Here is a 12411-nt window from a genome sequence, read left to right on the forward strand (position 1 = left end):
CGGAAAGCCTGATGCACAGATTCAAAGAGATCGAGCGACCTTTGTGCGTCCAATCGGACGCACGGCGCTCTACACCGCCAGCCGCGCCGGGCGGCGCAGGTCCAGCGTGGTCGGGAAGGACGGATCGGGACGCTCGGGCACGGGCTCGAACGTCCCGCCCGTGTGGCCGATCGGCTCGAAGCGGGCGAGGCGGCGGGCCTCCGCCTCGTTCGCGTTCACGGGGAAGGTGTCGTAGTTGCGCCCGCCCGGATGGGCGACGTGATAGGTGCAGCCGCCGAGCGAGCGGCCCGACCAGCGGTCGAAGAGATCGAAGGTCAGCGGCGCATGGACCGGGATCGTCGGGTGCAGGCCCGAAGCCGGCTGCCACGCCTTGAAGCGCACGCCGCCCACCGCTTCGCCCGGTGTTCCCGCCGCCGTCAGCGGCACGGGCCGGCCGTTGCACAGGACCGCGTGGCGCGAGGGATCGTAGCCCGAGAGCTTCACCTGCAGGCGCTCCACCGAGGAATCGACGAAGCGCACCGTGCCGCCGATCGCCCCCGTCTCGCCCATCACGTGCCAGGGCTCCAGCGCCTGGCGCAGCTCCAGCGAGACGCCCTCGCGTTCGATCTTGCCGCAGAAGGGGAAGCGGAACTCCCACTGCGCCTCGAACCATTCGGGGCGCATCGGATAGCCGGAGCGCTCCAGCTCCCCCAGCACCTGGAGGAAGTCGGCCCAGACGAATTCGGGCAGCATGAAGCGGTCGGCGAGCTGGGTGCCCCAGCGCGCGAAGAGCCCGTCCTGCGGCTCCTTCCAGAACTTGGCGACGAGCGCCCGGATCAGAAGCTGCTGCGCCAGACTCATCTTGGCGTCCGGCGGCATCTCGAAGCCGCGGAACTCGACGAGCCCCAGCCGCCCGGTCGGCCCGTCCGGCGAATAGAGCTTGTCGATGCAGATCTCGGAGCGGTGCGTGTTGCCGGTGACGTCCACGAGGAGGTTGCGGAACAGCCGGTCCACCAGCCAGGGCGGCGGCGCCTCGCCCTCGCCGGGCTTCGGCACGTGGCTCATGGCGATCTCCAGCTCGTAGAGCTGGTCGTGCCTCGCCTCGTCCACGCGCGGGGCCTGGCTCGTCGGGCCGATGAAGAGCCCGGAGAAGAGGTAGGAGAGGGACGGGTGGCGCTGCCAGTGGAGGACGAAGGACTTCAACAGGTCCGGCCGCCGCAGGAAGGGCGAGTCGGCCGGCGTGCGTCCGCCGACGACGACATGGTTGCCGCCGCCGGTGCCGGCGTGGCGGCCGTCGATCAGGAACTTGTCCGTGCCGAGCCGAGAGAGCCGCGCCTCCTCGTAGACGCCCGTCGTGATGGCGACGGCGTCCGCCCAGGACGCGGCCGGGTGGACGTTCACCTCTATGACGCCGGGATCGGGGGCGACACGGATCACCTCGACGCGCGGGTCGAAGGGCGGCGCGTAACCTTCGATGCGCACCTTCAGGCCCTTGGCCTCCGCCACGTCCTCGATCGCGGCCAGAAGCTCCAGATAGGCCTCGAAGGTCTCCACGGGCGGCATGAAGGCGCACAGCATGCCGTCGCGCGGCTCGATGGCGAGCGCGGTGCGGACATGGCCGACGATCTCGGTCGCGACGGCCTCGGGCGCCTGCCAGGACTGCGGGTTCGCCTTGTCGATCGACATCTGCTCGCGGCCGGGATCGGCCGGCGACGGCTCTGCGGGTGCCGGCGCCGGAGACCGCGAGCCGAAGGCGTCGCGCGCGGGCAACGGGCCGAAATCCTGCATCGGGTCGGCCGGGTGGACGAAGGGATATTCGGCCTCGGTCAGATGCGGGAGCGAGGTGAGCGGCAGGCGGTAGCCCGCGGCCGAATCGCCCGGCACGAGGAACAAGTGCCCGCGCCGCGTCTTCCAGCGCTCCGAGCGGAAGCGCACGGCGCCCGCCTGCCACTCCTGCACCGGCAGGACCATGGAGGTCGGCTGGCCGAGTCCCCGGTCGAAGGCCTTGGCGAGGCGGGCGCGCTCCTCGGCGTCGGCGAGCTTGGAATCGGTCGGGTCCACGTTCTCCGGCAGCTGAGCCTCGCGGGCCAGCCAGTAGGCGGGGTCCTCGAAGGCGGGCTGGGCGTTGTCCGGATCGACGCCGAGACGGACGGCGACGGAGCGGATCAGATCCTCGGCCGCGTCGATCGACGGCGCAGAGCCCTTCTCCTCGCGGGCGAACAGGTCCGGGTTGCGCCAGATCGGCTGGCCGTCGCGCCGCCAGTAGATCGAGTAGGTCCAGCGCGGCAGGGTCTCGCCGGGATACCATTTGCCCTGCCCGTGGTGCAGGAAGCCGCCGGGCGCGAAGCGCTCCTTCAGGCGCCGCGTCAGCTCGTCGGCGATGCCGGCCTTTCGCGGTCCCGTCGCGTCCGAGTTCCACTCGCCCGACTGGAAGTCGTCGATGGAGACGAAGGTCGGCTCGCCGCCCATGGTCAGGCGGACGTCGTTCGCCTCCAGCTCGGCATCGACGGCGCCGCCGAGCGCGTTCAGGGCGTCCCAGCTCTCGTCGGAGAAGGGCTTGGAGACGCGCGGCCGCTCGGCGATGCGCGTCACCTTCATGTCGAAGGAGAAGTCGACCTCGGCGAAGCTCGCGACCCCGGCGATGGGTGCGGCCGAGCGGTAGTGGGGCGTGGCGGCGAGCGGCACGTGGCTCTCGCCCGTCATCAGGCCGGAGGTCGGATCGAGCCCGATCCAGCCCGCGCCCGGCAGGTAGACCTCGGCCCAGGCATGCAGATCGGTGAAGTCGTGGTCCGTGCCCGCCGGCCCGTCGAGCGAGACGCGGTCGGGCTTGAGCTGGATCAGATAGCCGGAGACGAAGCGTGCGGCGAAGCCCAGATGCCGAAGGATCTGGACGAGCAGCCAGGAGGTGTCGCGGCAGGAGCCGGACGCCTTCTCCAGCGTCTCCTCCGGCGTCTGCACGCCCACCTCCATGCGGATCGTGTAGGCGATGTCCTGGGAGAGCTGGCGGTTCAGCCCGACGAGGAAGTCCACCGTCCGGTCCTGCGACCGGTCGAGTCTTTCGAGATAGGTCTGCAGGCGCGGGCCGGCGGGCTCGGTGCCGAGATAGGCGGCGAGATCGCCCTTCAAGAGCGTCTCGTACTCGAAGGGCCAGCGCTCGGCGTCCTCTTCGACGAAGAAGTCGAAGGGATTGTAGACGGTCATGTCCGCGAGAAGATCGACCTCGATCCGGAACTCGGTGGTCGGTTCGGGGAAGACGAGGCGGGCCAGCCAGTTGCCGAAGGGGTCCTGCTGCCAGTTGATGAAGTGGTTCGCGGGCTCGATCTTCAGGGCGTAGGAGGGGACCCGCGTGCGCGAATGGGGCGCCGGGCGCAGCCGCACGATCTGCGGCCCGAGAACCACCGGCCGATCGTAGCGGTAATGGGTGACGTGGCTGAGGCTCGCGAGAATGGACATGGGCGGCGGGGGAACCTTGTCTGGCGGCGCGAAGGGTCGCGTCGGAGACTAGCTAGGGTGCGGGTCGCGGGGAAGGTCCCGCAGTGCAGCGAAGACGATGTTAATATTTTCGTCCCCGCGTCCGCCCGTCCGGAACCGCGTGCCTCCCCGGCAGCTTCTAGGGCCACACCGGCCATCTCCGGCCGCACCCCGCTGGAACCCTTCCATGAAGCTGTTTTCCTGCCCCTCCTGCGACCAGGTCGTCTATTTCACCAACACGCTCTGCGAGCGCTGCGGCCACGCGCTCGGCTACGAACCGCTGTCGAACCGCATGCTGTCTCTCGAGCCCGACGCCGAAACGGGCTTCTGGGTCGCCGTGGGCAAGGGGGCGAACGGCGAGCGGTGGAAGTACTGCGAGAACTACCAGTACGGCGTCTGCAACTGGCTGCTGGCGGCCGACAGCCCCGAGACGCTGTCGCTCGCCTCGCGCTTCAACAAGACCGTTCCGGACCTGACCGATCCCGAGAACGTCGCGCTGTGGCAGAAGATCGAGTTCGCCAAGCAGCGGCTGCTCTACACGATCCTGCGCCTCAAGCTGCCCTTGATGACGCGCGCCGAGCACGAGGAAGGCCTGTCCTTTGACTTCCTGGAGGATCTGGGCGACGGGCAGAAGGTGATGACGGGCCACGACCGCGGCCACATCACCATCGCTCTGGCCGAGGCCGACGATGCCGAGCGCGAGAAGCGCCGCACGGCGATGGGCGAGCCCTACCGCACGCTGCTCGGCCATTTCCGGCACGAGATCGGCCATTGGTACTGGGACCTTCTGGTGCGCGACGGTGGCGCCCTCGCCGAATGCCGCGCGGTCTTCGGCAATGACGAGGAGGATTACGGGCAGGCGCTGCAGAACCACTACGCCAACGGCCCGAAGCCCGACTGGCAGAACGAGTTCGTCTCCTCCTATGCCGGTGCCCATGCCTGGGAGGACTTCGCGGAGACCTGGGCCCACTATCTCCACATCATCGACAGCCTGGAGACGGGCGGTTCCTGGGGCATCACGCTGCAGCCGCGCCTCGACCGCGAGGGCATCCTGACCACCGACCTCGACTTCAAGGTCTATGACGAGGCGACGACGATCGAGCAGATCGTCGAGGCCTGGACGGCGCTGTCCTCGGCGCTGAACTCGCTGAACCGCTCGATGGGTCTACCGGACCTCTACCCCTTCGTCCTCTCCCCGGCGGTGGTCGGCAAGCTCGGCTTCATCCACGACCTCGTCCACGGACGAGTCGGGAACGCCGCCAAGCAGGGCGTCTCGGAAGATCTCGCCAAGGACCAGCAGGCGACCGCCGCCTGACCGTTCGTCCCCAACGCAAATAGAGGGGGGCGGCGCGCGCGCCGCTCCTTCCCGTTCGGGACGCGACCTTTATCTAGACATGCCGATGGTGCAGCGCGGCAGATGCCTCCCGCAGCCCTCGTCGAAAGGGACATCGACATGGCCAATCGCTTTGCGTTCGAGACCTCGTGGGGCGCGAACCGGACGGCGGAGGGGCGCTACCGCTTCCGTCTCTGGGCGCCGCACGCACGCTCCGTTCGCCTCGCCCTCGACGGCGGGCAGGACGGCCCCGACCTGTCGAAGGACGACCACGGCTGGTGGCAGGTCGAGACGGACCTCGTCCCGGTCGGCGGAGGCTACGGCTTTCGCGTCGACGACGGCTCGGCTGTGCCCGATCCGGCGGCCCGCGCGCAAATGGGCGACGTCCACGGCCTCTCGAAGCTGGTCGATCCATCGGCGTTCGAGTGGAAGCATGGCGACTGGAAGGGCCGGCCCTGGCACGAGACGGTGTTCTACGAGCTCCACACCGGCACCTTCACGCCGGAGGGAACGTTCGACGCGGTCATCGACAAGCTCGACCACATCCGCGACGCCGGCCTGACGGCGATCGAGCTTCTGCCCGTCGCGCAGACGGGCGGCCGTCGCAACTGGGGCTATGACGGCGTTCTGCTCTACTGCCCGCACGAGGCCTATGGCGGGCCGGACGGGCTGAAGCGCCTCGTCGACGCCGCGCACGAGCGCGGCCTGATGGTCTTCCTCGACGTCGTCTACAATCACTTCGGCCCGGACGGGAACTACATCCCCTCCTACCTGCCGGACTTTTTCCATGCCGAGATCAACACGCCCTGGGGCCCCGCGATCGCCTATGACGAGCCGCCGGTGCGCGACTTCATGATCGAGAACGCGCTGCACTGGCTGGAGGAGTACCGCATCGACGGACTGCGGCTCGACGCCATCGACTCCATCAAGGACACGACGGACGTACCGCTGGTGGAGGAACTGGCGCGGCGCGTGCGCGAGCGCTTCCCGGACCGCCATGTCCACATCACCTCAGAGGACGAGCGCAACATCACCCGGCTGGTGGAGCGCAACGAGGACGGCTCGCCGAAATTCGTCTCCGGCGAGTGGAACGACGACTTCCACCACACCGCCCATGCGATCGCGACCGCCGAGCAGGAGGGCTACTACGCCGACTACGCGGCCGACAGCGCCGAGCAGATGGCCAAGGCGCTCGCGACCGGCTTCGTCTACCAGGGCGAGCATTCCGAGCATCGCGGCAAGATCGTGGGCGAGGATTCGGCGCATCTGCCGCCGACCGCCTTCGTCAACTTCATCCAGAACCACGACCAGATCGGCAACCGCGCCTTCGGCGACCGACTGCGCTCGCTCGCCTCGGCGCGCCTTCACGACTGCCTGCACGCCATCCTTCTCCTGTCCCCGCAGATTCCGCTGATCTTCCAGGGCGACGAGTTCGGCGACTGCAACTCCTTCTGCTTCTTCACCGATTTCGACGGCGAACTGGGGCAGGCGGTCTCCAAGGGTCGCAAGGAGGAGTTCAGGAACTTCGCCGCCTTCGAGGACCCGCGCGCGCAGGAGGTGTTCCCGGACCCGAACGATCCGCAGACCTTCGAAAGCTCCAAGATCGACTGGCAGCTCCTGCCCCGGCCGGTGAACCGCCGCCGCCTGCAGGTGACGCAGGAGCTTCTGGAGGCGCGCCGCGAGAAGCTGATGCCGCTGCTGGCGGATGCGCCGGGCGATTGCGGCTTCGCGCTGATCGACGGGCTCGCCTTCGCCGTGTCCTGGGAACTGGCCGAGGGCCGGGTCTACACGCTCTTCGCCAATCTCTCCGACGAGGCCTGGGAGATCGAGGACGGGATTCTCAACGGCGGCGTCGAGACCGCCGAACTCGTCTTCCAGAGCCATCGCGGCACGCGGGACGAACTGTCGAAGGGCGTTCTGCCCGGCATGTCGGTCGCCTTCCTGCTTTCGGACGAGCATCTGGTCGAGGTCTTCCTCGAAGAGGACGAGGAGACGGAGGATGCCTGAGCGCCTCGACCGGCTGGCGGAAAGCCACGGCATCCAGAGCGAATACATCTCCGAACTCGGCGAGCGGACGCGGATCGACACCCATTCCAAGGAGACGCTGCTGCGTGTCCTCGGCGTCGATCCCGAAAGCGGCGAGGAGGGACGCTTCGGCGACCACCAGCACGAGGCGAAGCTCGCCTGCGTCGCGCCGCAGGGCGGACGGCGCTGGGGCATCGCCTGCCAGCTCTACGCGCTGCGGTCGGAGCGCTCGCTCGGTCTCGGCGACTTCGAGGATCTGGCGCAGCTGGCCGAGATCGGCGCCGGGGCCGGCGCGGCCTTCGTCGGCGTCAATCCGCTGCACGCGCTGTTCTTCGCCGACCCGGGCAAGTTCAGCCCCTACTCGCCCTCCACGCGGCGCTTCCTGAACCCGTTCTACATCGCGATCGACAGGCTCGACGGCGGCGCGGAGGCGATCGAAGCGCTCCGTGAGAGCGAGCCGACCCTGTTCGAAGGGCTCGACGGCGACCTCGTCGACTATGGCCGGGCGGGCGAACTCAAGCGGCGCCTGCTGCGCGGCTTGTTCGAGGCGGACGCCGAGGATCCCGCCTTCGAGGCCTTCGTCTCCGAAGGGGGCGAAAGCCTGGCCGACTTCGCGCTGTTCGAGGCGATCTCCGAGCGCATGGTCGGGGAGGGGGGCGGGGCCGGCTGGCACGGCTGGCCGTCCGAATGGCACGACCGCCATGGGCTGGCGGTCGAAGCCTTCGCCCGCGAGAACGGGCGGGCCGTCCGCTTCCACCAGTGGCTCCAGTTCGTCGCCGACCGGCAGCTCGAAGACGCGCAGGTGCGCGCCAAAGCGGCCGGCATGGCGATCGGCCTGTATCTCGACTTCGCTGTCGGCGTCTCCCCGGACGGGGCGGAAACCTGGATCGACCCGGAGCTGACGGTCGCCGAGGCGCGCGTCGGCTCGCCGCCGGACATGTTCAACAGCCAGGGGCAGGACTGGGGTCTCGCGCCGCTGTCGCCGAAGGTGCTGGCCGAGCGCGGCTACGAGCCGCTGCGACAGGCCTACCGCTCGATGATGCACCATGCGGGCGCCGTGCGGATCGACCACGCCATGGGCCTCGCCCGGCTCTGGTGGATCGCGGATGCGGACGGGGAGCGCGCGGGCGGATATGTCCGCACGCCGCTCGGCGCCATGGTGGACACGGTGGCCGAGGTCAGCCGCGAGAACGGCACGATCGTGATCGGCGAGGATCTCGGCACCGTGCCCGAAGGCTTCCGCCCGGCCATGGAGCGGGCCAACATCCTCTCCTACCGCGTTCTCTATTTCGAGCGGCGCGACGACGACGGCTTCATCGCGCCCGAGCGCTATCCCGAACTCTCGCTCGCCTGCATCTCCACCCACGATCTGGCGACGCTGGCCGGCTGGTGGACCGGCGCCGACATCGATTTGCGCGCCTCGACCGGACGGCAGGACGAGGCGGCCGGCGAGCGCGACCGACGGGCACGGGCCGGCGACCGCAGCGCTCTGGTCCGCGCGCTGAAGGCGCAGGGTCTTTCGCCCGAGGATGCGGGCGAGGACTATTCGGAGGATGTCGCGATCGCGGTCCACCGCTTCGCCGCGCGCACGAGGTCCGCGCTCTTCGCCGTCCAGCTCGACGATCTGATCGGGTCGGAGCGGCAGGCGAACCTGCCGGGCACCACCGACGAATATCCGAACTGGCGCGTGCGAACGCCCGTCGCGCTCGAGGATCTGTCAGACCATCCGCTCTTCCAACGCATCGCCCGCGCCCTGCGCGAAGAGCGACCGGAGCCTACGACATGACCGTGAAGCCCGTCGCGACCTATCGCCTGCAGTTCCGCGAGGGCACCGATTTCGCCAAGGCGCGCGAGATCGTGCCCTATCTGAAGACGCTCGGCGTCAGCCATCTCTACGCCTCGCCCATCGGTCCGGCGAGCGAGGGCTCGACGCACGGCTACGACGTTTCGGACTACAATTCCTTCGAGGAGGATCTGGGCGGCGAGGCCGGCTTCCGCGCCTTGAGCGACGCCCTGCGCGCCGAAGGTCTGGGGCTCGTCATCGACTTCGTTCCGAACCACATGGGCGTTTCGCCGAAGAACGCGTGGTGGGAGGACGTCCTGCGCTGGGGCCGCGAGTCCCGCTATGCCCAGACCTTCGACATCTCGTGGGAAGCCGAGAAGATCCTGATCCCGATCCTCGGGAAACCCTATGGAGAGGCGTTGAAGGACGGCGATCTCTCCGTCGTCTTCGACGAGGAGAAGCGGGAGCTGCGCTTCGACTCCTCCGGCTACACACTGCCGCTCGATCCGCGGACCTACGCCAAAGTCTTCGCCTTTCTCGACGACGAGAACCGCGACCGGCTGGTGCGCCGCTTCGCCTCGGCCGATCCGGCCGACCGGGACGATCTCGCCGAGCGCTTCGCCGAGCGTCTCTCCGACACGGGCTTTCGCGCCTCGCTGGATCGCGCGCTCGGCTCGATCAATGCCGACCGCGACGCGCTCCACGCGCTGCACGAGGACCAGCACTGGCGCCTCGCCTGGTGGCGGCTGGCGCGCGAGAAGCTGTCCTACCGCCGCTTCTTCGAGATCGCCGAGCTCATCGGCGTGCGACAGGAGATGCGCCGCGTCTTCCGCGAGTCGCACCGCCTGATGGTGCGCCTCGCGGAGGAGGGCCGGCTCGACGGCATCCGAATCGATCATGTGGACGGCGTCGCCGACCCCAAGAACTATCTTCTCGACCTGCGTGCCGCCTTCCAGGCGGTCGGCGCCGAGCCGATGATCCATGTCGAGAAGATCCTGACCGGACCCGAGCGCCTGCGCTCGTCCTGGAAGATCGAGGGCACCACCGGCTACGAGTTCATCACGGCCCTGTCCGGCCTCTATGTCGATGCCTCGAAGGAAGAGGCGATGACGCAGGCCTATGAGGACTTCCTGGGCGGGCCGGACGATCTGCGCGCGACCATCGCCGAGCAGAAGCGGCACATTCTGGAGCACAATCTGGCGGGCGAGCTTTCGGTTCTCACCGATCTAGCGCTCCAGGTCGCGGGGCGGGGCCTCGACACGCGCGACCTCGGGCGCGACGCCATCCGCCGCTCGATCGTGGAGGTCGCGATGGCGCTGCCGGTCTACCGCACCTATGTCGGCGTCGACGGCGTGCCCTCCAAGGACGTCGAGATCGTGGACGACGCGGTGGAGGCCGCGCAGGCCGGGCGCGAGGTGGAGGCCGACGAGCCCGTCGCCTTCGTCGGCCGGCTCCTGAAGCTCGACTTCGAGGACGGCCGCGACGTTTCGGGCGCGCTCCACTTCACCCGCCGCTTCCAGCAGACGACGGGCGCGGTGATGGCCAAGGCCGTCGAGGACACCGCCTTCTACCGCTACAACCGGCTGATCGCGCTCAATGAAGTGGGCGGCGAGCCCGACCATTACGGGTCGGATGTCGAGGCCTTCCACGACGAGATGGAGGTGCGCACGAAGGACCAGCCGCTCGGGCTGATGGCGACTTCGACGCACGACACCAAGCGCGGCGAGGATTCTCGCGCGCGCCTCTACGCCCTTTCGGAGGATCCGGAGGGATGGGCCGCGATCGTGGCGGATGCGGCGGAGGCGCTCTCGTCCTACCGCGTGGAGATCGGCGACGGCCTCGTTTCACCCGACCCGGCGACCGAATGGGGCTTCTACCAGTCGCTGCTGGGCGTCCTTCCGGCCGATTTCGACCCCGAGGACGCGACGGCGCGGACGGACATTCGCGACCGCCTGACCGCCTTCATGGAAAAGGCGGTGCGCGAGGCCAAGCGCTTCACCACTTGGACGGCGCCCAACGAGCCCTACGAGGCCGGCGTCAAAGGGTTCGTCGAGACGGCGCTCGACCCGGAGAAATCCGGCGACTGGCTCGCCCGCTTCTGGCGAGACTGCCAGCCTTTCGTGGTCTCGGGCGCCGTCAACTCGCTCTCCCAGACCCTTCTGAAACTGACCGCGCCGGGCATCCCCGACATCTATCAGGGCACCGAGTTCTACGATCTCTCGCTGGTCGATCCCGACAACCGCCGCAAGTTCGACTTCGATGTGCGGCGGAGCGCGATGGCGGACGGGCAGACGCCGGCTGAGGCGCTGGCCGCGTGGCGAGACGCGCGGGTAAAGGCCAAGCTGACCGCCGCGGCCCTGAAAGCCCGGATCGAGGCGCCGGAGCTTTTTACGACGGGCGTCTACGAGAAGCTGGAGGTCACCGGCGAGCGCGCCGAACACGTCGTCGCCTTCCTGCGCCGCGACGAAGCCGGCCGGGCGGCGCTGGTCGTCGTGCCGCGCCTCGTCCACACGTTCCTGAAGGGTCGCGAGGAGCCGTCGGGACTGGCGTCGCACTGGCGCGACACGGCCGTCGTCCTTCCCGAAGCACTGGTCGGCCGGCGCTTCGACGACGCTCTGGGCACCGGCAGCTGGTTCGAGGCGGGGAACCGCGTCGCGCTCGCCGATCTCCTGGAGAACCTGCCGGTCGCGCTTTTGATGAGCTTCGACCGGGGCTGAGACCCGTCTTCTGCCGCTGTTGACACGGTCCAGGCTTGGAGCGTTCTATACGCAAAGTGCGTAAGCGAGATCGCGGTCGGTGCGCAACGACATCACGTTCGTTCTCGACGAGACTCTGAGCGACGATCCGATCTTCACGGTATCGATCGTCACACCGCTCGGAACGCTCGGCTTGATAGCGGAGATCATGTTCGAGAATGGCGTGGTCGAGTTGCGAGGGCTGCATATCGGTGGTGATCCCGCAACCGAATGGGGTTGGTCGCGGCTGAGAACCATCGCACGCTGGGCAACGGAGGTGCTGGATGTCGACGAAATCGTCGTTGTTGGCGCGATTCGGACCTCGGGTGCAAATCCGGGCCGCCGACCCGGTCGATACAGGATCCGCCGTCCGCCTCGCACTGCGCCGGATCCCGAATGTACGCCTTGACAGTCCGACGGCTGCTCGGGCGCTGGCCCGTCGCCACCTTTCCATTCGGGCCGCTCATTCGACGCTGACGGATCTCGTGGATCACGGTGACGCTTATGTCACGGTGCCGCGAGTGGAAGATCTTGCCCGCCTCCGGGCGGAACTCGCCGAGGCGGGCGTGCAGATGCGGCGACATGCGCCTGACCGCCTGGACGTGCGTCTGGTCCGACAGAACACGGGCCTGTCTCAAAGTGCCTTCGCCGTGCGCTTCGGACTGGACGAGGCGACCCTGCGCAACTGGGAGCAGGGGCGTTCCGAGCCGGGGCTTGCGGCCATGACGCTGCTCTGGACGATCCACCGCAACCCGGAAGCAGTTGTCAGCTCGATCGACATGGACGGCGACGAACCCCGTTCCAAAGGGGCGACCTCCTGAGACCGTCGCACGAACTGAGCCAGGCCGGAGGAGGATGAGGGCCGAAGCATGGCGGCGGTCGATCATCTTTCGTCACAGGCGGTGCGAGAATCGTGACCCTTCGCGGCGCGTTTCCGCTTGCTCAGCCTTCCTTGGTTAAGGCTTTTTAAGCTCCGGTCCGGTAGTCTCCCGGCCAAGCCGACACTGCCCTTTGAACGACCCCTGTCCCGCTCCCTGCGCGGGACCTCGATCGCCCGATCGCGCGAGCCGGCCTCTTCACATCCA

General features: G+C 68.5%; 7 protein-coding genes. 6 read left to right on the plus strand and 1 reads right to left on the minus strand.

The genetic code is table 11. The annotated features are described in order from the left end of the window. Window positions 1-69: 69 nt before the first annotated feature. Window positions 70-3432 (minus strand): transglutaminase family protein, encoded by a 3363-nt coding sequence (locus AC6R2M_RS02200; protein ID WP_500485066.1) that lies wholly within the window; start codon window positions 3430-3432, stop codon window positions 70-72. Window positions 3433-3637: 205 nt separating this feature from the next. On the opposite strand from AC6R2M_RS02200, the gene AC6R2M_RS02205 reads away from it, so the two are divergent. The 6 genes from AC6R2M_RS02205 (at window position 3638) to AC6R2M_RS02230 (ending at window position 12147) form a co-directional block, all read left to right on the plus strand. Further along, entirely contained in the window at window positions 3638-4765 is a 1128-nt protein-coding gene (locus AC6R2M_RS02205; RefSeq protein WP_500485068.1) for a zinc-binding metallopeptidase family protein, read from the plus strand. A gap of 138 nt (window positions 4766-4903) precedes the next feature. After that, window positions 4904-6790: a malto-oligosyltrehalose trehalohydrolase gene (gene treZ / locus AC6R2M_RS02210; protein ID WP_500485070.1), complete on the plus strand. Its 1887-nt coding sequence runs from the start codon at window positions 4904-4906 to the stop codon at window positions 6788-6790. Next, window positions 6783-8594, plus strand: a complete 1812-nt coding sequence (malQ, locus tag AC6R2M_RS02215) for a 4-alpha-glucanotransferase (RefSeq protein WP_500485072.1) — start codon at window positions 6783-6785, stop codon at window positions 8592-8594. Before treZ ends, malQ begins: the two co-directional genes overlap by 8 nt. Beyond that, window positions 8591-11308 (plus strand): malto-oligosyltrehalose synthase, encoded by a 2718-nt coding sequence (gene treY, locus AC6R2M_RS02220; RefSeq protein ID WP_500485074.1) that lies wholly within the window; start codon window positions 8591-8593, stop codon window positions 11306-11308. The genes malQ and treY overlap by 4 nt, the downstream gene beginning before the upstream one ends. Window positions 11309-11387: 79 nt before the next feature. Further along, entirely contained in the window at window positions 11388-11735 is a 348-nt protein-coding gene (locus AC6R2M_RS02225; protein WP_500485076.1) for a hypothetical protein, read from the plus strand. A gap of 112 nt (window positions 11736-11847) precedes the next feature. After that, window positions 11848-12147: a helix-turn-helix domain-containing protein gene (locus AC6R2M_RS02230; protein WP_500485078.1), complete on the plus strand. Its 300-nt coding sequence runs from the start codon at window positions 11848-11850 to the stop codon at window positions 12145-12147. The last annotated feature ends 264 nt before the right edge of the window (window positions 12148-12411 follow it).

It is taken from the genome of Aureimonas sp. CAS (genome assembly GCF_059838215.1).